This window comes from Paenibacillus sp. NMA1017, from assembly GCF_058895805.1.
In genome coordinates, this window is sequence record NZ_JBZXYR010000001.1 from 317,121 (window position 1) to 338,855 (window position 21,735).

Genomic DNA, 21,735 nt, shown 5'->3' on the forward strand with positions numbered 1-21,735 from the left:
CTAGTCCTATCTCCCTTCTACCGCTGTTCTCATCATCTTGATGCGCTCATTAATTTCTTGGATGTAGGTATTATATCTTAGTTGATTCTCAGCCATAAGACTCATTTCTCTGTCGATATCTACGTTGTTCATATTGTTATTCATGACTGAGTACCCATCTTTGGTGACCGTGGCATCTGGAATGGAGTTCACAGGTCCTATTTGAAAATGTCTTGAATTGGTTACTTTTCCACGTAGTGGTGTGACATCCCCGTCCATTTGCTGCTGAAGCAGTTCTTCAAATGAAACCTCCGAACGCTTAAAATACGGGGTATCCGCATTGGAAATATTGTCAGCCATCACACGTTGTCTCGTATTTGCCGCCTGTACACCTGCCTGAAGCTTTTGAAAGCTCATATCACCCAGCAGATTCATTTAGCTCCTCCCTTCCAGCGTCTACTCCAAAGTAAGATTCAATAAAACAAGATTTTTCACTTTTTTTCGACAATAAAATTTCATAATTATACATTTCTTTTAGGTCTTAAGTAGAAAATAATAACTTTCTGTCATATATTCTAAGTTTCGTAGAGTTGGGACCTAATTACAATAAGAAAAAAGCCCTATCTTTTTTAAAAAAGAGGGCTTTAGATGCATAAATTGTTAAATTTTTCAGGTTTTTTTCAAGAAAATGAATGTTTTCTTAGCACTTTACACCTGTAAAAGATTATACGTCCTACTTTTGGAATAGACAGAAAAATCATCAACTTGACCATTATCTAGGTCTAAACGACGGTGCAAGATAGTGTTATTCTGGACCACACACCCTATTTTTAGAAACCCTATTCATAAAATATACTGACTAAGGTCCCTGTTTTGGGCAATATCTCCCAGCTTCTCACGTACATATTCCGGGGTAATGATCATACGATCCAATGTAAGCTCTGGTGCTTCAAACGACAGATCCTCCAGCAGCTTTTCTAGAATGGTATGCAAACGACGTGCGCCAATATTTTCGGTGTTGCGATTTACAGACTCAGCAATGCTGGCAATCTCACGGATCGCTTCCGCAGAAAATTCGACTTCAATCTCCTCAGTACGGAGTAGATCAGTGTATTGCTTGGTCAGCGCATTTTTAGGCTCCGTCAGTATCGACACAAACTCATCCAAAGTCAGGCTACTTAATTCCACACGGATTGGGAAACGGCCCTGAAGCTCTGGGATTAGGTCAGATGGTTTGGCAACATGAAAAGCTCCTGCAGCAATAAACAGAATGTAATCTGTTCTTACCGGACCATATTTGGTCATGATGGTAGATCCCTCGACAATAGGTAAAATATCGCGCTGGACGCCTTCTCTCGACACATCGGGGCCACTACCCTTACCCTGGCTGGCAATCTTATCTATTTCATCAATAAAAATAATGCCGGATTGCTCAGCACGCTTCACAGACTCCTGAATCACATCATCCATATCGATCAATTTGGCGGCTTCATCTTGAATCAACACCTTGCGAGCTTCCTTGACTGGTAGCTTGCGCTTCTTTGTCCGCTTGGGCAGAAAACTTCCGAACATCTCCTGCATATTCATACCCATTTGTTCATTCCCTTGCCCAGCAAACATATCGAGCATATTGGGTGCAGTATCCTCCACATCAATCTCTATGACATCATCCTCAAGCTTACCGGACAGCAGATCGAATTTAACCTTACGGCGCTTTTCTGCCAAAGATCCATCCTGTTGTTGTGGTTCTTCTTCTACCGAAGTTCCCGTGTTATTGCCAAACAGCATTTCAAAGGGATTACGTTGCGATTTGTTTGACTTTTCTGCAGGTACAAGGATGCTGACAATCCGTTCATTTGCCATATCCTCTGCTTTGTCTTTCACATTCTCTGTTCGTTCCGACTTGACGATGCGAATGGAGGTTTCCATCAGATCACGCACCATGGATTCCACATCGCGACCGACGTAACCCACTTCTGTAAATTTGGTCGCCTCTACCTTGACAAAAGGAGCTCCCACAAGCCGTGCAAGTCTACGTGCAATTTCAGTTTTACCCACACCTGTCGGCCCGATCATCAAAATATTTTTAGGCACAATTTCATCCCGAATATCATCCGGCAGCTTACTACGCCGATAGCGGTTGCGCAAGGCAACAGCAACAGATTTTTTAGCTTCTTTTTGTCCGACAATATACTTATCCAGCTCGGATACCACTTGTCTGGGCGTCAACGATTGATTATTCATTTTGCACTCCTCCACCCTTGAATACTCAGAGCCGATTTACAGTTCTTCCACGATAATCTGATTGTTCGTATACACGCATATTTCCGAAGCAACCTCTAGCGCTTCCCGTGCCATGTCCTTTGCTTCCATGCCAGAGCCATGGCGTTTGAAAGCACGGGCTGCCGCCAATGCAAAATTACCACCTGAGCCAATCGCAAGCACATCATCATCCGGCTCGATAATTTCGCCGCCTCCAGAAATGAGCAGCATCCCGGATGAGTCCATCACAATCATGAGCGCTTCCAGCTTGCGCAGGATACGATCCTGACGCCAGTCCTTGGCCAGTTCCACGGCTGCTCTTTGAAGATTTCCGTGGTGTTCCTCTAGCTTATTTTCAAACTTTTCAAATAACGTGATGGCATCCGCCACCGAACCCGCAAATCCCGCAACGACCTGGCCACGATACAATCTGCGCACTTTTTTAGCCGTCTGCTTCATCACAACACTGTTGCCGAACGTTACCTGCCCATCACCCGCAATAGCTCCTTTGCCATTGTGGCGTACAGCGCAGATGGTGGTAGCATGAAAGGACATATCCATAACGCGCTCCTCCTTTTCCTTCATCCTTATGCCTGTACTTCAGCTGACATAACTCCCGTTTCGTTGATATAACCGTGCAAACTTTCCAGCGCGCGATTAGCGAGAGCTTCATTTTTTTCCTTTTTGTTGCGAATCCGTTTCTCCAGCTTTGGAAGCAAACCAAAGTTTGCATTCATCGGTTGAAAATGCTTAAAATCAGCGGTCGTAATATACCGCGCCATGCTGCCTAATGTCGTTTCTGCAGGAAATACAAACATTTCCTGTCCACGTGCTGCTCGCGCCGCATTCATCCCGGCCAACAGACCCGAAGCCGCCGACTCCACATATCCCTCTACACCGGTCATTTGTCCGGCGAAGAATAGATTACTTCTTCCCTTGAACTGATAGGTTGGATGAAGTTGCTGTGGAGAATTAATAAAGGTATTGCGATGCATCACACCGTAACGTACAAACTCTGCCTCTTCGAGGCCTGGAATCATTGAGAATACACGCTTTTGCTCCCCCCATTTGAGGTGAGTCTGGAAACCAACCAGATTATACAGCGTTCCCGCGGCGTTGTCCTGCCGAAGCTGAACAACTGCGTGGGGCAGTTCACCTGTATGTGGATTTACGAGACCCACAGGTTTCATCGGTCCAAACAATGCCGTTTGTTTCCCACGTTGCATCATCACTTCGATGGGCATACAGCCTTCGAAATAAATTTCTTTTTCAAATTCCTTGACTTGCGCTACCTCAGCCGTAATCAGAGCCTCATAAAAAGCATCAAATTCTGCTTCGTTCATCGGACAATTCAAGTACGCTGCTTCTCCCTTATCATAACGGGAAGCCAGATAAACCTTGCTCATGTCGATAGAGTCCTTTTCTACAATCGGGGCTGCCGCATCGTAAAAATAAAAATACTCCTCTCCCATCAGCGATTTAATCTGTTCCGACAAAGCTGGAGAAGTTAAAGGCCCCGTCGCAATGACCACAATACCGTCCTGTGGGATTTCCTGAAGCTCTTCATTAACAATCTCAATCAAAGGATGTTGATGAAGCGTATCAGTAATATGACCGGAAAATCCGTCACGATCCACTGCCAACGCACCGCCAGCCGGAACAGCATGACGATCCGCTGCACTCAGGATCAAGGAGTTCAGTATTCTCATCTCTTCCTTCAGTACGCCTACTGCATTCGTTAGGCCGTTTGCCCGCAAGGAATTACTGCATACCAGTTCGGCAAATTTATCTGTATGATGTGCTGGTGTTTTTACAACCGGCCTCATTTCGTATAACTTGACTGGCACTCCACGGCTTGCAATTTGCCAGGCAGCTTCGCTGCCCGCCAAACCTGCTCCAATGACCGTTACCTTTTGTAGTTCACTCACGTTTAAATCCCCCTGCTATTGTTGTTCTTAAGAAGTCTCTACGCTCTCATCGCTCTCTTCCAGCATTTCGCTGTGATCGCAGACAGTACAGTTGAGCTTCGTTCCTTGTTTTGTACGTTTTTCGACCATTAGGCTACTGCAACTTGGACAAGGCTTAATGGACGGTTTATCCCAGGAAACAAAATCACATTCCGGGTAGCGGTCACATCCATAGAAGACACGTCCTTTTTTACTCCGTCGTTCGACGACATGGCCCTCACCGCATGTAGGACAATTAATCCCGATATCCTTAACAATTGGCTTTGTGTTACGGCAATCTGGAAAAGCAGAGCAGGCCAGGAATTTACCAAATCGGCCAAGCTTATACACCATTTGGCTGCCACACTTATCACAAATGACATCGGATACTTCATCTTTTATTTCAATTTCTTTCATTTCTTCTTCAGCCACTTCAAGTCGCTTCTCGAATGACTCGTAAAAGTCACTCAACACCTTGACCCAATTACCTTCGCCTTCTTCGACGTGGTCAAGATCACCTTCCATATTAGCTGTAAACTCCACATTCAGAATCTCTGGAAAGAACTCCTCCATCTGTTCGATGACCAATTCGCCCAGCTCTGTAGGGAAAAACTTCTTCTCTTCAATAGCAACGTACCCACGTTTCTGAATGGTTTCCAGCGTCGGTGCATACGTACTTGGACGTCCTATACCCAGTTCTTCCAGCGTCTTCACCAGTCGTGCTTCCGTATAACGGGGAGGCGGTTGTGTAAAATGCTGCTTCGGCTCAACCGCTTCTTTTTTTAATTTATCGCCTGGTTGAAGTGGTGGCAGCAGTTTATCTTCTTCGGTTTTACCGTCGTCATTTCCCTCTACGTACACTTTCATGAAACCTGGAAAACGAACCTTAGAACCTGCTGCCCGGAATATCGTCTCACCCGCTTCAATATCTACGGACAAAGTATCCATAATAGCAGAAGCCATCTGGCTGGCCATGAATCGTTCCCATACCAATTTGTACAAACGGAACTGATCCCGACTCATAAACGGCTTAACTGTTTCCGGATCGCGTAATGCAGAGGTTGGGCGAATCGCTTCATGCGCATCCTGGGCGTTGGCCGCTTTTTTTGAATATTGACGAGGAGTTTCAGGTACAAAAGATTCGCCATATTTTTGAATAATTAATTCTTTCGCTTCCTCTTGAGCTGAAGCGGCGATCCGTGTGGAATCCGTACGCATATACGTAATTAGACCCACGGTCCCTTCTTTCCCTAAATCCACACCCTCATATAGCTGCTGAGCTACAGACATCGTTTTAGATGCACGGAAGTTGAGCTTCCGAGCCGCCTCCTGCTGCAAGGAACTTGTTGTAAACGGAGGAGAAGGATTGCGTAAACGCTCTTTCTCTTTCACGTCGCGCACCTTGTAAGACGATTTCCCTATAGCTTCCAACACTTCTTGTACATCTGCTTCGCTGGAGAGTTCTTTCTTTTCACCGCGCAGCTTATGAAATTTCGCTTCAAAGGTGCTGTCTTTAATAGCTAGTTTAGCTGTAATCGTCCAGTATTCTTCCGGTACAAACTCACTGATCTCGTTTTCCCGATCCAAAATAATTTTCACCGCAACCGACTGCACACGCCCAGCGGATAGACCCTTTTTTACCTTTTTCCAGAGCAACGGGCTGATTTTGTAGCCAACAAGTCGATCCAGTATCCGTCGTGCCTGCTGAGCATTGACCAAATCCATATTGATTTTGCGGGGTGTTTTAAAAGCATCTTTGACAGCCTGCTTCGTAATTTCATTAAATACAACACGGCAATCTGCTGTATCGTCCAGTTCCAGCGCATGCGCCAGATGCCAGGCAATAGCTTCACCTTCACGATCCGGGTCAGCCGCCAGATATACTTTTTTTACTTTTTTTCGGGCATCCTTTAATTCTTTTAGAATTGAGCCTTTACCTCGAATGGTAATGTATTTGGGATTAAAATCATTTTCGACCTCTACGCCGATCTGACTCTTCGGTAAATCCCTAATATGACCCATGGAAGCCTTGACGATATATTTACTGCCTAAGTATTTGCCGATCGTCTTCGCCTTGGAAGGCGATTCCACGATGACGAGTGAATCCGCCATAGGCTCTTCCTCCTCTCAATTACACACATGAATATGATAGACTTCCTGAAATGTGGTGAGCTATAGTTCGTAGAGGAGCTACACGGTGGAATTGATCTTACAATCGCTGTTGTAACGGAATTCTTAGATTTTATAAAACCTTCGACAAAGTTAGAATTCCATTACAAAGGCGAACGCTGTCGCTTTTCCAGATTCAAATCCAACGCTTCACTAGTACGAGCTATAAATTCAACACATTTCAGGAAGTGGGGAAGGAGTAAGAATCCGCGGCGCGGATGAATGCCATACTGCCCTCCACCTGATGTTTAAAATTAAATTTGTGCATTTACTAACTAAGGACTTTGCAAAAACAACTACTAAATAAGCTTGTATTTTGTGCCCGCTAGCTGGGCAATCCTTTTTTTTATGATTAACGATAACAGAACTGCGTGTAAAAGTCCAAAATCCCATGCCGTAGCATCAAGCAGTTCATCCAGTGTCATGGTTCCCTGTTCGAGCAACAGTATGACACGGTTTTCCTCGGAAGTCTCACTTTCTGGCACTTTGGAGACCTGCTTCAGATTAAGACTCTGCTCTCTATTGTATGAAGAAACCTCCCTTGTACGCAAATCTGCTTCATACTCCTCAATAATATCCGAAGCTTCAGTGACTGTTTTGGCTCCTTGCTTAATCAAGCTCAGCGTGCCTCTACTCTTCGGTGAGGTAATGGGTCCGGGAACAGCAAACACATCTCGATTTGCCTCTAGCGCAGCATCAGCTGTAATCAAAGAGCCGCTTCTTGCATCTGCTTCGACGACGAGCGTTCCCTTCGTTAGGCCAGCTATAATCCGATTACGTTGTGGAAACATTCCCGGATGTGACCTCGTGCCTGGAGGATACTCCGATACGATCAAGCCTTTGCTAGCCATCTCTGCAAATAAAGACGCATTTTGGGGAGGATAAATTTGATCAATCGCTGTTCCCAGTACACCAATCGTGTTTCCTCCCCGGCACAGGGCTGTTTCGTGACAAATACTGTCAATCCCTCTCGCCAATCCGCTAACTACTGTAATCCCTGCATTACATAATCCCTCTGTTAGTATCTCCGCTGCTCTACGTCCATAAGCGGTGGGAACGCGAGTTCCTACCATGGCTACAGAACATGTATGCAAAAGTGATTTATCCCCTTTTGTATACATTACCCAAGGTGGGTCAACTGTTTCCTTCATTAATAGGGGATAATCCTCGTCCACATAAGTTACCGTTCCAATATCACCGGATTGAACTCGCTGATATCGTTCATGCACCCATTCTTCATCGTAACACTGGGCCGCAATGCGTGCCTGAGCAGGGCTTAACCCTATCTCGATCCACTTCTGTTCGCTAAAATGCAGTAGCTCATGCAATTGATAGTCACTCGACCAAATACGCTGAATTGTTTTTCTTCCGATTCCCTCTAACTCATGTAAGCCTACCAAAAGCCATCTTTCTTCCAAACTATGGTTCCCCCATTCACGGAAGAGTGAACCCTCCCTTATTTTGTGGCACAATGAATCATTTTGCAAGCGTTTCCCTGATAAGCCTGTCTTAACGCAAAAAAAGCAACCTTTTCATCCCCTGTTTCAGAAGATAAAAAGGTTGCTTACCTTTCTTTCATTATACACTAGCCTGCGGCAAATTTCGATGCAGTTTTATGGCTTGTATATTAATGAAGGAACACGATTTAATGTGTCGTGCACAAATTCAAAATACCACGTGCTTCCAGCACACTTACCAGTGTCGAGCCCATTTCGGAAGGAGTCGGTGCCACCTTGATCCCGCAGGCTTCAAGTGTGGCAATTTTCTCTTTGGCCGTTCCTTTTCCGCCAGAAATAATGGCACCTGCATGCCCCATCCGTTTGCCCGGAGGCGCAGTCACACCACCGATAAAACCAACCACCGGCTTCGTCATATTGTCCCTGATCCACTCGGCAGCCTCTTCCTCGGCTGTACCCCCAATTTCTCCGATCATAATGACAGCGTGAGTGTTGGAGTCCTCATTGAAACGTTGCAAAATGTCAATGAATTCTGAACCTTTAACGGGGTCACCGCCAATACCAACCGCGGAAGATTGTCCTATACCTCGGGTCGTTAACTGATGCACTGCTTCATAGGTCAAAGTACCACTACGTGACACAACGCCTACATGACCTGGTAGATGAATGTAACCTGGCATAATACCGATTTTACATTCTCCTGGTGTAATAACACCTGGACAGTTAGGGCCAATCAGAACGGTCTTTTTACCTTCCATAAAACGTTTGACCCTGATCATATCAAGCACCGGAATGCCCTCCGTGATACAAATCACGAGATCTAAATCCGCATCTACAGCCTCCAAAATGGAATCTGCTGCAAAAGCCGGTGGCACGTAAATCACGCTCGCTGTGGCGCCAGTAGCTTCCTTGGCTTCGCTCACTGTGTTAAACACTGGCAATTTGACCTGTTGTCCGTTCTCCAGTGTAATTTCTACCTCGGTGCCCCCCTTACCTGGAGAGGTGCCACCTACCATTTGTGTACCGTAATCAAGTGCACCCTTGGCATGAAACAACGCCGTTTTTCCCGTAATCCCCTGTGTAATCACCTTTGTATGCTTATCGACCAAAATACTCACGATCTTCACATCCCCTATCGTTTATTCGGCATATCGGAATGCAAACAGGCTATTGAACAAGTTCAACGATTTTTTGGGCGCCATCCGCCATAGAATCGGCTGCCACGATATTCAAACCGGATTCCGCTAAAATCTGTTTGCCGAGCCCAACATTCGTCCCTTCAAGACGGACAACAAGCGGACGAGTCAGCCCCAACTGTTTGGCAGCCTCCACGACGCCGTTCGCAATGATGTCACACTGCATAATTCCGCCGAAAATGTTCACGAAAATACCTTTTACCTTCGGATCGGACAAAATGATTTTGAACGCTTCGGTTACCTTTTCCGTCGTCGCACCGCCCCCCACGTCCAGGAAGTTGGCCGGATCGCCACCGTAATATTTGATAATATCCATGGTTGCCATCGCCAAGCCCGCACCATTGACCATACAGCCAATATTTCCGTCCAGAGCAATATAGCTTAGATCGTATTTCGATGCCTCAATTTCCTTCTCGTCCTCTTCATCCAAATCACGCAATTCCAAAATATCCTTGTGACGGAACAACGCATTAGAATCAAAATTCAGTTTGGCATCCAACGCCAGGACATTCCCATCACCCGTAACGACTAAGGGATTGATTTCTGCAATCGAACAGTCCTTGTCCACAAAAGCTTCGTATAGCGCCAGCATAAACTTGACCGCTTTGTTTACCAGTTCATTGGGGATATTAATGTCATATGCCAACTTACGGGCCTGATACACCTGAAGCCCAACCGCTGGATCAACAACAGCTTTAAAAATCTTCTCAGGAGTGGCTGCAGCCACCTCTTCGATTTCCGTACCGCCTTCTTCTGAGGCCATCATTACGATACGTCCAGTCGCACGATCTACAACAACGCCGACGTAATATTCTTTACGAATATCGCAGCCTTCCTCAACCAAAAGGCGTTTGACCTCTTTACCTTCAGGCCCGGTCTGATGCGTCACCAGTACCTTGCCCAAAATTTCAGAAGCAAAAGTCCGCACCTCATCCAAACCTTTGGCAACTTTCACGCCACCCGCTTTACCGCGTCCACCAGCATGAATTTGTGCTTTTACCACCGTAACAGCGCTTCCAAGCGATTCTGCCGCAGCAACGGCTTCCTCCACCGTATAGGCAACCTTACCGTTCGGTACAGCCACTCCGTACTGCTTCAATACTTCTTTACCCTGATATTCATGGATATTCATTCTGGAATCCTCCTATCAACATGACTGCAACAAGGGCGGTTCACAAGGAAATCTATACTAAACCTACATCATTGTAACATGTTTTTAAAACGCTTTCCTTATAATTTAACCTCATGAATTACAGTATTTTGATATCATTATCATTCCCAAAATCGAATGTTTGGATATTATTGGATATTACTCTTAATACAAATTCACACAAAAAAAGCACCTCTTCAACATGGGATTACCTAATCCACATTAAGAGGCACTTTAATTCTTCAAGCATGATTAGGTATTTTTTCTTTCAGCTGAGAACAACTCATGTCATAAGATTCGCAAGAGCAACTGAAAATACCTTATGATTTTTCAATTTGTACATTCGCTTGATGAACACGATCGAGCAGATCATTGAACTGGAGCAGAAGCGACCCAAATTGATCATGAGTCATACTTGTTTTTTCCTGGATGCATCCTGGTACAGACAGAGCTTTTTCCCGCAATGCGCTTCCCTCTGTCGTCAAAGAAATCAGCACCTTACGCTCATCCTGAGTGGAACGCTTTCGATCGATAAGCCCGGCGTTCTGCAATCTCTTCAATAGCGGAGTTAGTGTGCCGGAGTCCAAATATAGGGCCTCACCCAATTCCTTCACTGTACACTCTTCACGCTCCCATAGCACGATAAGTACCAAATATTGCGAGTACGTCACACCGAGCTTCTCCAGATAAGGCTGGTATAGCTTCGTAATCTCTCTGGAGCATGCATATATGGCAAAGCATAACTGATTATCAAGTTTTAACGCTGTACCTTCATTATGATTGTTTTCCATGCTGTCTGATCACCTACTTTCGTCATTATTTTAGCACATTATATAATAAAATACATGCTAATTGCACAAAATACTTTACAAACAATAATTATTTTGATAAATTTAATTGTGTAAAATATAAATTGAGCGAGAGGCAGTGATTGGATTATGATGACCATTCAACAAAAAATGTATGAAACAACAGTAAAAGCGGTTGGTGGACGTAACGGTTATATCGAGTCTTCTTCCCCTGAACTTCGTTTAGATATTGATACCCCAAAAGAAATGGGCGGCGCAGGCGGTGCAGGTACGAATCCAGAGCAATTGTTCGCAGCAGGCTATTCCGCTTGCTTTGATAGTGCTTTAAATATGGTTGCTCGCATGCAACGTGTTAAGCATGAAGGTACTGAAGTAAAAGCTACGGTCCATTTCGGCAAAGTGGAAGACGGCGGCTTCGGAATTGGAGTAAACCTCGACGTACTGGTAAAAGGCGTAGATCATGAAACTGCAGTAAAACTGGTGGAAGGCGCACATGAACAATGTCCATACTCCCGCGCTACCCGCGGTAATATTGAAGTGAAACTGAACGTCTTGTAACTGAGATTTTCTTTAGCATATGTAGGGGGACATCTTCATCTCTCTTCATTAAATTAATAGTACTCGTTAGAATGAATTTCACAACAAGCCCCTCAACCGTTTTTGTCGAGGGGCTTGTTGTTTTCCATCAAGTTACATGGGAGATGATGCATAATCGTATATACCAAAGTGATATACTCATAGTATAATCACTATTGTCATAATCTTATTTTTCTTCTCCAGGTCTTTTTGTCTGGAGCTTTTTTTTGCCTTTTTTCACTTTCTCTCGTACATACCTTTTGGAAAAACTCTTTCATAAAAAGGATCATACTGTAACTACTAATTTTATCGACTTTTTAACTTTCTGGAAAACTGGTATTTGCTCTATCCATATGGCGGTATTGAATAGCTTCAGCCACATGTGAAGTCAAAATTTTCTCTGAGTCATGTAAGTCTGCAATGGTACGCGAAAGCTTGAGAATTCGATCATACGCACGCATGCTTAAACCGAGTGCGTCCATTGTCTGATCAAGCAACTCCGCTGCATTTTTTTCTAATACGGCATATTTACGAAGCATCTGACCGGACAGCTCACTATTCCATGAAAAGGGAAGCTTGCTGTATCTGTTGATTTGTATCGCTTGAGCAGCCAGCACCTGCCTTCGCATTTCAGCGGATGACAATGATTCTTTTTCCTCCCGCCAATCCTTCGGTTGCGATACTTCAAGCTGAAGATCAATCCGATCCAGCAGTGGACCGGAAATACGTGAACGGTAGCGGGCTACTGCTGCAGGTGAACAGGTACAGCGCTGATGTTCCGTATCATTTCCGAAAAAGCCACAGTGACATGGATTTAAAGAGGCAGCAAGTAAAAAATGCGCCGGATACTTAAAAACAGCTCGCGAACGACTGATCGTAACATTGTGGTCTTCCAAAGGTTGGCGCAGCACTTCTAGTACATGACGGCTAAACTCAGGCAACTCATCCAGAAATAAAATCCCTCGGTGTGCAAGACTGATTTCTCCTGGTTTGGGCATACCTCCCCCACCCACCAAACCAGCAGCAGAGATCGTATGATGAGGCGAACGGAAGGGACGAATATTCATCAGATGGGGCGATGACTCCTTCCACTTCCCGGCAGCGCTGTATACTTTGGTGACTTCAAGCGCCTCCTTTTCAGTCAAAGGCGGAAGGATGGATGGCAACCTGCGGATGAGCATTGTTTTCCCAGCCCCCGGCGGTCCCATAAGCAGGATATTATGCATTCCGGCTGCAGCGATGACTAACGCACGCTTGGCGTGCAGCTGACCCAGCACATCGCTGTAATCCTCCATGTTACTAGTTATCTCTTCTTTCTCACACCACAACGGTATATGCTCTGCCTGAGGTAAGTGGTCATAGGAACAGATCATGACTTGTTTACTGGCAGAACCACTCTGATTTGTCGCTTGGCTATCAACAGTCCCTTGTGCACGATTTTCAATCGGAATAAGATCTGCTAGATGACGTATAGCGTAAATACGTATACCCGTAATCAGACGAGCCTCGCTTGCGTTTTCCTGGGGAAGCAGCACAGAGTTGAATCCTTCTCGCTTGGCCAAATCAACCATGGACAGCACCCCATTTACAGGGCGAATACTGCCATCCAGCGCCAGCTCGCCAATAAACAGTGTCCGTTCTCCCACGGGTAAAACGACCTGTTCACTGGTTGTTAGCAACCCTAAAGCGATAGCAAGGTCAAAAGATGAACCTTCCTTACGCAAATCAGCAGGAGCTAAATTAATCGTGACACGCTGGGACGGATATTTAAAGCCACAGTTTTTGATTGCTGCTCTGACACGCTCCACAGCCTCTCGAATCGCCGAATCAGGCAATCCTATAATCGCTGTTTGAGGCAAGCCATTGGACAAATCAGTCTCAACTTCAATCAAAACGCCATCTATTCCATACAGACAAGCTCCGTGTAATTTTCCATACATATCAAAAAGCACCTCTCCTCATATTGGAATGCTCCCTCTCGGGAATCATTGCATATATGAAAAAAGGTGCTTCCAAATTTTCATTCTTTGCAAATGTGATGTTCGAAATTTCAGCTCCGAACTATGCTTTCAAAATTCTTGACTAAGTTTATCTGACGACAGATTATTTGTCAAACAAGGTCAGCTTTTCGGCTGCTGGAGTACGCGGTCTCGATTCCGGGATAACGTCGGGATAGCCTGCATATATCATTCCGATTACCTTCTCACCCGGTTGAATTCCCAAGGGCTCACGGAACTTAGGAGAATACAAAAATGGCTTTGTTACCCAAAACGTTCCGATTCCTTTGCTCCATGCGGCAAGCATAAAGTTTTGTACAAGCGCACTGACCGCTGCAAAATCCTCATCCCAAACCGCTTGACGCGGGTCTTCTTCCAGCACTACTAAAAGCTGGATCGGGTTGTGCAAAATGCCGCTCTCAAACTTGTTGTCCTTACCGATATCGGCTGCAATTGCTTTTGCAAGCTTTTTCCGTCCTTCACCAGCAAACAACAGAAAACGCCACGGTTCACGCATTTTATGATTAGGAGCCCACACAGCGACGTCCAGCAGTTCTTTGATCGTATCTACCGGGATGGAGTCGGATTTAAATCGTTTAATCGTCCGGCGTTCCTGAATTACATCTATGACATGTTCACTAAAGGTATGCTTTGTCACGTAAATCCTCCTTCACAGGTACAACTTCTAGATATTCCCTTTAAGATGAAAATGATAACTATTCTCAATAAAATATACCTGTAGCTTTCCTTCCTGTCAACCTGCACATATGAATTCAGTCCCGCACTCTTACCTTTGAAAAAGCTCTTACTCGTTTAAAATGCGCCTATTAAATGGTCCGTAACAACAGCCGTTTCGTCAGTTAATCGTACAGAAATCATATCAAAACGGATTGGAGTATCTCCAATCCCGTTCATGTGCAAATAAACAGCGGCTGTTTGGCGAACCTGAGTTATTTTACGCGCAGTAACTGATTCTGCTGGCGTTCCATATTTGGAGCTACTTCGACTACGTACCTCAATAAACACGAGTGCATGCTCCTGCTTGGCAATCAGATCTATTTCACCACTGCGGCATCGCCAATTACGCTCTATGATACGGTAACCCAAGTTTTCTAAAAACAAAGCCGCTACCTCTTCGCCCATCGCTCCTTTGGCTTTCCGTTGATCCTTGCCTCCAGCCTTCATCTCATTCCTCATCACCAGTCATCCCTCGGTGCAAGCCGATCCATTTGATATATATAGGTAAGCACCTCTGCCACCAACTGATAGAGCTCAGCAGGGATTTGTTCGTCCAAATCAAGTTTGGACAGTACTTCAACCAGCGCGGCATCCTCCTGAACGGGAACACCATGTTCTTTGGCTTTTTCTAAAATGCTATCCGCAATACGGCCGCTCCCCTTGGCAACGACAATCGGTGCTTCGCTCTCACCAGGCGTATATTTAAGGGCGACCGCCTTCTTCCTGGAAGGAGAAGGAGGTTCCAACGGCTCTTTCATATTTTCAGATCGACTCCTTTATACGGCTGAGGCACATAGCTTTGTACCTCAGAAGAGGCGAGGCTGTTCTGTTCAGTCCTTATGGGCATGGGCTCGGTACGAAGCGTTAGAAGTTGGTAACCTAGTGACTCCAACGCTGTATGAATGGACTCACGCCCACTGGTTAACAGTGAAGCCGCCCATTCATGATCATTATGGAGCTTGACGCTCACAATCCGATCTACAACCTGGACATCTACCAGAGTCGGTCCAAGCCCTTTCATGTCCAAATCAAACCAAAGACGACAATTGGAGGCGTCCAGCTCTCCCCGTTTGCCGCGGCGGGACTGAATCTGGATCGTAGCTGTTTCACGACCGTCCGGTCCGACGAATGGTATAAACATGTGTACTTGTGCAAAAGGTGCCGTTCGGTCTGTGTTGAGCAGCAACTGCTGACCTGTCAGGTGCTGTACAACCTGCTGAGCCGCCTCTTTCAAAGCGGGCGGCAGGTCGTCACTGCTCATCAGCTGGAGCAGTGCCCCTTTTACGGTGTCTGCGTCTGCTGACACCGTGTCCCCGGCGGACGCAGCCGCTAATCCCGGCAGCGTCTGCGGCGTTCCCTCTGGCGGCTCCATACGTGCCGCCGTCCCGTGCGCGAGCTGCGCAGTCGCACGGTGTACTTGCTGCTCGTGCTCTGCACCGAGCAGCTTCAGTACGCGGCCCACCCACGGGTCTTCCGTGGGGGTGAGCTGCGGGCTGGACGCCACAGGCTGCGATGCAGTGGCGTCTGCGGCCCGCAAAGCGCCAGCCGCCCGCTGCGCCACTTCCGTTGCGGGCTGCTCTGGCGCAGCCGTGCTCAGTGCGGGCGGCACCGCCGCGCGTAGCTCTTGCAACAGCGTGCGTAGCCGCTGGAGCGGCACCTCTGGCGCAGCAGTGTTGCCTGCTGTGGATTGCGACACAGAACCACCAGCCTGCTGTGTGGAGAGACGGTCAGCCGTGGCTGCGGCTAAGGCGGGCTTTGCCCCCGCAGGCTCTGCCGTGGCAGCCGCTGGAGCGCCATCCGCATCCTTAAGCTGTGTGCTTGCCGCAGTAGCTTGCTGTGACTGTGACTGCTCCACTTTGGTGCGAGGACCATTCAATGCATCAGCACCCGATTCTGGCGCATTTACGCCAGCCTCCGATGACACTGTCGCTCCGCGTCCATTAACTGCCTCCGCTTCTGTTAGAGCAGTCCCTCTGGCAGCAGATGTAGCCCCCGTCGCAGTATCTGAATCTGTTGCTAAAGCACTCGCTTCACTCACTGCAGCAGCAAGGTTGGCTGCTTGAGTCCCTTTTAACAATTCCTTGCCACCTGTGGTTTGTCCAGCTTCTGCCTGCTTTGCAGCGGTAGAAGCATCCTTGGACAATATAGGAGCTTGGCCTTCCTGTCCATCTACCACTACAGAAGAAGCACCTGTTGGACTAGCAGACATTCGATCAGCGTTCTTTATAGCTGTCAATTCCCCCACTGAACGGTCAGTGGATATTCCCTGTCCTTGCTGTTTTAATACCGTTTCAAGCTCTTGCTCCAGCGAAGACAACAGATCATTTAAAGGAGGTCCAAACATCGCTTGGCGCAATCCGTTTATGCTTTCTGCCGTCAATGGAAGTCCCCGCTGAAAGGCAACTGCCGCCGCCTGCACAAACGTTCCCAATTGTACATTGCCGCTTTGCTTCGCCATAGCTTCTCGCAAAGAAGCCGCATTTTCCGATGTCAACGGCACACCATTCTTTTGCATTGCCTGTATAAGCTCCCTGTTCTGAGCTGTATCCGGCAGTCCCACCGATTCCAATACATCTGCCAGCGCTACGGTTTGCTGTGGTGTATTGGCCACATCGTTCAGAGGCTTAAGCACCGTCATTCCGCTGGGAGAAGCCGGTTGAACCTGAAACGTGGTAGTCTGTCCAGGTTGAAGAGGGGTTTCCAGCTTTGCCCTGACCTGAGAACCTTGTATTTGCAACACAGCTTCGCCGCCGTCCTCAGACACCTTTAGCACGACTCCTCGCACGACCTGACCTGGCTGCATATCAAGTTTTTTAGCCTCTCCAGCCTTCGCATCTCCAAGTAATCCACGAAATACAGATCCGATGTTCATATCGCCCCTCCTCTCACTCTCCCCCATTCAAATGGGCTTATGGTATTAGTTATCCTTTATATCGGCATTGTCCCGATTCATAATAAGTAACTACAGATCAAACAGCGTCGGTTGCTCCGTCAACAGATTGCCCAGAAAGCTGCGTCTATGCATCTTTGTAGGTCCGAGCGCCAAAATTTGTTCCCTATGCAACTTGGTAGCGTAACCTTTATGTATACTGATCCCATATTCCGGATACTTCGCATCCCATTCACCTTTGCACAGCCGATCACGGGTTACCTTGGCGATGATAGAGGCCGCCGCAATAGACTGACTGTTCGCATCTCCTTTAATAATTGAGAGCTGAGGAATAGGAACATCTACCTTTTCTGCATCCACCAGTAAATAATCAGGAGACACATGTAAAGCCTCAATAGCCTGCTTCATAGCCAAACGAGCCGCTTGCTTAATATTGATATCATCAATCGTCTGCGCGTCTACATAGCCAACTCCTACAGCAATCGCCTTCTCCATAATCAGCTCGTAGTATGCTTCTCTCTTCTTGTCCGTCAATTTTTTGGAATCATCCACACCTTCCAGTAACTCATCCACTGGTAAAATGACTGCTGCGGCCACAACATCTCCAAACAGGCATCCACGACCTACCTCGTCAACACCTGCAATCCGCTCACAAGACTGCTCCCAGCATTTTTTTTCATAATGTAGCATGTCCTTCACTACAATCTCTTTATCTTCCATATTCAATACCTGCCCATCTATATGTAGTTTAACGCGTCATTCATGCCGTAGCTCTAGCGATGAATTCAGCTTACCACAGACCTTCACCGTCCAAAACCCTTTTCTAACGGCCTTCAAATACCAAAAAAACCTTCCTCCTCTCCGGAGAGATGGGGAAGGTTCTTCCTTGCCACAAAATGCCATGTTCTGTATCGGTGGACCAGTAGAATCAGTAAGGAGCTTCCAGACTGAATCGTCCCAGCTTCCCTGCACGCAGCTCACGCAAAATGATTTTTGACGCCTTTTCGAGATCCACACGTCCGCCGCTAACAATACAGCCGCGTTTACGTCCGATCGCTTCCATGACGTTAACAATTTCATCAGGATTTTCTGTATCTTCAGGACGCTCGGTGAGCTCAAAGCGCTCTGCCATTGCATCCCAATAGTACTGGACCAAATATTTAGTCGCAAAAAAGGCAATATCCTCGACATTCAGAATTTCTTCCTTGATCGCACCTGTAACTGCCAGACGATAGCCTACATTCTGATCCTCAAATTTAGGCCATAGAATACCTGGTGTATCCAGCAATTCAATTTCTCCGATCTTGATCCACTGCTGTGCCTTCGTTACCCCTGGACGGTCACCCGTAGCTGCAATATTACGTCCCGCCATTCGGTTGATCAGTGTCGATTTACCGACATTCGGAATACCAACAATCAACCCACGCATAGGACGCGGGTTCATTCCCTTCCGAATCTGCCGATCTATCTTTTCCTTAAGCAGCAGCTTAGCCTGAATCGGGATTTCTTTTAGCCCCGTTCCAGTTGTGGCATCCACCGGAAAGGCCACATGCCCCTGCTCCTTAAAATAGGCAATCCATTGCTGTGATACTACGGGGTCCGCCAAATCTGCTTTATTCAAAATAATCATTCGCGGCTTGCCTTGCAAAATATCATCAATCATTGGATTTCTGCTGGAGAGCGGCAATCGAGCATCAATCAGCTCAATGACCAAATCAATTAACTTTAATTTTGCTTCAATTTGGCGGCGAGCTCTGGTCATATGACCAGGGAACCATTGAATCGTCACCGTCATCACCCCATTGATCGTAACCCCTACTTTTACCCTTAGGCTCTTAGTTAGGATTTACGGCAGCTATGCTGCTTATTAGTTATTCTAGTGGTTAATCCACTGCATATCTTTCGCCGGCCAGAAAATAACGTCAGCCCGACCCACGACTTCTTTCAAATCAATATATCCGATCATCCGACTGTCTGTACTATTGGAACGGTTATCTCCCATTACAAAAATATGCCCAGCCGGAACTTTTCCATCCTTAAACTTCTCATTTGGAAAATTTGTAAACTTGTTGTAAAGCTCGCCATTTTGATGCGCTTCTTCCAAAGGAGCTTTCAGGTAAGATTCCTGAATCGGCTTACCATTTACTGTAATCGTGTCACCTTCTACCTTGACCGTATCTCCTTCAACGGCAATGACGCGTTTGATAAAGTCTCTTCCTTCCTCCGGCACATGAAACACGATCACTTCGCCTGGTTTAGGGGCACGGAAATCATACAAAATCTCATTTACAATGACGCGTTCTCCGGTATGAAAGTTAGGTTGCATCGACGGGCCATCCACAATAAACGGCTTAAAGAGAAGCCAGCGGATTAAAAAGACAAGCACTAACGCAATAATGATGGCCTTGAGCCACTCAAAAATCTCATTTTTTGGTTTACGCTTGGGCGTACCATCCTGATCAGTTGGCTGCTGTACAGTTCCTTGTCCTACTTCTTGCTCCATAGCTCACTGTCCTCTCTTTACGGTCAATAATCCACAGTTCCCTATGTACGTAGAAAAAACGAAAGGAGCTTGTAACCAAGCCCCTTTCGTTATTCGTTGTATTAACGACGAATTTCTTTAATTCTCGCTGCTTTACCGCGCAGTTCACGAAGATAATAAAGCTTCGCACGACGCACTTTACCACGGCGAGCCACGTCGATTTTATCGATTTTTGGGGAATGAAGCGGGAAAGTTCTTTCCACACCTACACCGTAAGAAATTTTACGAACTGTAAAAGTCTCACTGATTCCACCACCACGGCGTTTAATTACAACACCTTCAAACAACTGGATACGCTCACGAGTTCCCTCAATAACTTTCACGTGCACTTTCAAAGTGTCACCAGGACGAAAGTTAGGCAAATCTTTACGCAGTTGTTCTTCAGTGATCGCTTGGACGATATTCATCTATGACTCCCTCCTTCCGTACAGGTGTTCATGCTTCTTCTGGAAACACAACCGTTTCCTTCATCATCCACAGAGGACCACCGTATTACACACAACAGATGTATTGTATCATGGAGGATACCGCATTGCAACAACAAAAAGGGATTTGACCAAACATTATTTAATTGACTCCATTATAAAACAGGTCACTGCCTGCTTTCAAATCCACTCATGTCTAAAGCGCTTTATTGCTTATCCTCCAAACCGTCAGCTTTGCGCTGCTTCTCAATCCACACGCGCTCCTTGCCTGTCAGTTCAGCTTGTTCCAACAAATCCGGTCGGCGTTCCATCGTGCGACGTAACGCCTCTTGTCGTCTCCAAGAATCAATATTGACGTGATGCCCTGACAGAAGTACATCGGGTACTTTCCAGCCCCGAAACTCCGCAGGTCGGGTATAATGGGGGTACTCAAGCAGCCCCGTACTAAACGAGTCCGTTACCGCACTTGTTTCGTTCCCCAGCACTCCCGGCAGCAAACGTGCCACACTGTCAATGACGACCATGGCTGGAAGCTCACCACCAGTCAATACATAATCTCCGATAGAAAGCTCATCCGTCACCAAATGCTCTCGAATACGCTCATCATAACCCTCATAATGCCCACATATAAAAATAAGATGGTCCTCTTTGGCCAGCTCTTCCGCTTTCTTTTGCGTAAAAGTCTCGCCTTGTGGACACATCAAAATGACACGCGGAGCTTTTATATCTGCGTTAAATTCGACCTCTTTATGTTGGATAATTTTATCGGTAGGCTCTAATGTCGGTTGCTCTGATTTATCCAACAGCGCTTCCACGGCAGCAAAAATAGGGTCAGGCTTCAAAACCATGCCGCCCCCACCACCATAGGGCGTATCATCCACTTGTCCATGCTTGTTGCCAGCATACTGACGAAAATTAACCGCTTGCAGTGATATAATTCCCTTATCCCTTGCTTTTCCCAGAATGCTTACATTAAATACTCCATCAAACATCTCTGGAAACAGGGTCAGCACATCCACCCGCATTACAGCAGACCTTCCATCAACCGTACCGTAACCCGTTTTTCGCGCACGTTTACATCCAAAATAACATCCTCTATATACGGCAATAGTAGTTCCTTGCCTTTAGGCATTTTGACTACCCATACATCATTGGCTCCCGGAGTCAAAATTTCTTTGACCACGCCGAGCTCATTTCCGTCTTCGGTCACCACTTCCATGCCGACTACTTCATGAAAATAGAATTCGTTTTCTTCCAATTCGCCTAACCGCTCAGCAGATACCTTCAACAAAGTACCTTTATATTTTTCAACTTCATTGATATTGTGATATTCTTTAAATTTAGCGACAACCATGTTTTTTTGAAAACGCGCTGTTTCAACAGTTACGGGGATCGGGGCTTTACCTTCCGCCGGAACAATCAGAAGCTCGCTGCCTTTAGCAAAGCGATCCTCTGGGAAATCTGTTGTCGTTAATATTTTAAGCTCCCCACGGATTCCATGGGTGTTCACAATTTTTCCGACATTAAACAATTGTTGCATCTTGTTCCTCCTGCTTGTAATCGGTCCCGCTCCATATCATCTTCATCATGTACGAAAAA

General features: G+C 46.3%; 21 protein-coding genes. 1 reads left to right on the forward strand and 20 read right to left on the reverse strand.

Features of this window, described 5'->3' with window-relative positions; translation table 11 throughout:
• Positions 1–6: 6 nt before the first annotated feature.
• The 9 genes from flgB to AC5ELV_RS01525 form a co-directional block, all read right to left on the reverse strand.
• Complete coding sequence (gene flgB, locus AC5ELV_RS01485; protein WP_013309883.1) at positions 7–414, reverse strand: flagellar basal body rod protein FlgB; 408 nt, start codon at positions 412–414, stop codon at positions 7–9.
• 408 nt (positions 415–822) lie between these two features.
• Positions 823–2,223: an ATP-dependent protease ATPase subunit HslU gene (hslU, locus tag AC5ELV_RS01490; RefSeq protein ID WP_493428862.1), complete on the reverse strand. Its 1,401-nt coding sequence runs from the start codon at positions 2,221–2,223 to the stop codon at positions 823–825.
• A gap of 36 nt (positions 2,224–2,259) precedes the next feature.
• Positions 2,260–2,802: an ATP-dependent protease subunit HslV gene (gene hslV / locus AC5ELV_RS01495; protein ID WP_013309881.1), complete on the reverse strand. Its 543-nt coding sequence runs from the start codon at positions 2,800–2,802 to the stop codon at positions 2,260–2,262.
• A 26-nt stretch (positions 2,803–2,828) separates the two neighbouring features.
• Complete coding sequence (gene trmFO / locus AC5ELV_RS01500; RefSeq protein ID WP_493428863.1) at positions 2,829–4,169, reverse strand: FADH(2)-oxidizing methylenetetrahydrofolate--tRNA-(uracil(54)-C(5))-methyltransferase TrmFO; 1,341 nt, start codon at positions 4,167–4,169, stop codon at positions 2,829–2,831.
• A gap of 27 nt (positions 4,170–4,196) precedes the next feature.
• A complete protein-coding gene (topA, locus tag AC5ELV_RS01505) occupies positions 4,197–6,299 on the reverse strand; it encodes a type I DNA topoisomerase (protein ID WP_493428864.1) in 2,103 nt (700 codons plus the stop codon).
• A 356-nt stretch (positions 6,300–6,655) separates the two neighbouring features.
• Positions 6,656–7,774: a DNA-processing protein DprA gene (gene dprA, locus AC5ELV_RS01510; protein ID WP_493428865.1), complete on the reverse strand. Its 1,119-nt coding sequence runs from the start codon at positions 7,772–7,774 to the stop codon at positions 6,656–6,658.
• Between the two features lie 227 nt (positions 7,775–8,001).
• Positions 8,002–8,931 carry a succinate--CoA ligase subunit alpha gene (gene sucD / locus AC5ELV_RS01515; protein WP_342428746.1) on the reverse strand — a complete coding sequence of 310 codons (930 nt, stop codon included), beginning with the start codon at positions 8,929–8,931 and terminating at the stop codon, positions 8,002–8,004.
• A gap of 49 nt (positions 8,932–8,980) precedes the next feature.
• A complete protein-coding gene (gene sucC, locus AC5ELV_RS01520; protein WP_493428866.1) occupies positions 8,981–10,141 on the reverse strand; it encodes an ADP-forming succinate--CoA ligase subunit beta in 1,161 nt (386 codons plus the stop codon).
• 338 nt (positions 10,142–10,479) lie between these two features.
• Complete coding sequence (locus AC5ELV_RS01525; protein ID WP_025723281.1) at positions 10,480–10,950, reverse strand: MarR family winged helix-turn-helix transcriptional regulator; 471 nt, start codon at positions 10,948–10,950, stop codon at positions 10,480–10,482.
• A gap of 147 nt (positions 10,951–11,097) precedes the next feature.
• Between AC5ELV_RS01525 and AC5ELV_RS01530 the strand changes: the two genes are divergently transcribed.
• Complete coding sequence (locus tag AC5ELV_RS01530) at positions 11,098–11,526, forward strand: organic hydroperoxide resistance protein (protein WP_493428867.1); 429 nt, start codon at positions 11,098–11,100, stop codon at positions 11,524–11,526.
• Positions 11,527–11,861: 335 nt separating this feature from the next.
• Here the strand turns inward: AC5ELV_RS01530 and AC5ELV_RS01535 are convergent, their stop codons facing one another.
• From AC5ELV_RS01535 to rimM, 11 genes are all read right to left on the reverse strand, one after another.
• The gene (locus AC5ELV_RS01535; RefSeq protein WP_493428868.1) at positions 11,862–13,484 is read right to left on the reverse strand and encodes a YifB family Mg chelatase-like AAA ATPase; all 1,623 of its coding nucleotides are present in this window, start codon (positions 13,482–13,484) and stop codon (positions 11,862–11,864) included.
• 163 nt (positions 13,485–13,647) lie between these two features.
• Positions 13,648–14,199 (reverse strand): nitroreductase family protein, encoded by a 552-nt coding sequence (locus AC5ELV_RS01540; RefSeq protein WP_493428869.1) that lies wholly within the window; start codon positions 14,197–14,199, stop codon positions 13,648–13,650.
• A 155-nt stretch (positions 14,200–14,354) separates the two neighbouring features.
• Positions 14,355–14,738 (reverse strand): YraN family protein, encoded by a 384-nt coding sequence (locus AC5ELV_RS01545; protein WP_493428870.1) that lies wholly within the window; start codon positions 14,736–14,738, stop codon positions 14,355–14,357.
• Positions 14,738–15,037 (reverse strand): EscU/YscU/HrcU family type III secretion system export apparatus switch protein, encoded by a 300-nt coding sequence (locus AC5ELV_RS01550; protein ID WP_444955174.1) that lies wholly within the window; start codon positions 15,035–15,037, stop codon positions 14,738–14,740. Before AC5ELV_RS01550 ends, AC5ELV_RS01545 begins: the two co-directional genes overlap by 1 nt.
• Positions 15,034–17,151 carry a TP0910 N-terminal domain-containing protein gene (locus AC5ELV_RS01555; protein WP_493428871.1) on the reverse strand — a complete coding sequence of 706 codons (2,118 nt, stop codon included), beginning with the start codon at positions 17,149–17,151 and terminating at the stop codon, positions 15,034–15,036. Before AC5ELV_RS01555 ends, AC5ELV_RS01550 begins: the two co-directional genes overlap by 4 nt.
• A gap of 90 nt (positions 17,152–17,241) precedes the next feature.
• Positions 17,242–17,889 (reverse strand): ribonuclease HII, encoded by a 648-nt coding sequence (gene rnhB, locus AC5ELV_RS01560; protein ID WP_493428872.1) that lies wholly within the window; start codon positions 17,887–17,889, stop codon positions 17,242–17,244.
• Between the two features lie 208 nt (positions 17,890–18,097).
• Positions 18,098–18,958 carry a ribosome biogenesis GTPase YlqF gene (ylqF, locus tag AC5ELV_RS01565; RefSeq protein WP_493428873.1) on the reverse strand — a complete coding sequence of 287 codons (861 nt, stop codon included), beginning with the start codon at positions 18,956–18,958 and terminating at the stop codon, positions 18,098–18,100.
• 87 nt (positions 18,959–19,045) lie between these two features.
• Positions 19,046–19,672: a signal peptidase I gene (lepB, locus tag AC5ELV_RS01570; protein WP_493428874.1), complete on the reverse strand. Its 627-nt coding sequence runs from the start codon at positions 19,670–19,672 to the stop codon at positions 19,046–19,048.
• A 101-nt stretch (positions 19,673–19,773) separates the two neighbouring features.
• Positions 19,774–20,118, reverse strand: coding sequence for a 50S ribosomal protein L19 (rplS, locus tag AC5ELV_RS01575; RefSeq protein ID WP_010346403.1), 345 nt, complete (start codon positions 20,116–20,118; stop codon positions 19,774–19,776).
• A gap of 224 nt (positions 20,119–20,342) precedes the next feature.
• Positions 20,343–21,161 (reverse strand): tRNA (guanosine(37)-N1)-methyltransferase TrmD, encoded by an 819-nt coding sequence (gene trmD, locus AC5ELV_RS01580; protein ID WP_493428875.1) that lies wholly within the window; start codon positions 21,159–21,161, stop codon positions 20,343–20,345.
• Positions 21,161–21,676, reverse strand: coding sequence for a ribosome maturation factor RimM (gene rimM / locus AC5ELV_RS01585; RefSeq protein WP_013309864.1), 516 nt, complete (start codon positions 21,674–21,676; stop codon positions 21,161–21,163). Before rimM ends, trmD begins: the two co-directional genes overlap by 1 nt.
• Positions 21,677–21,735: the final 59 nt, after the last annotated feature.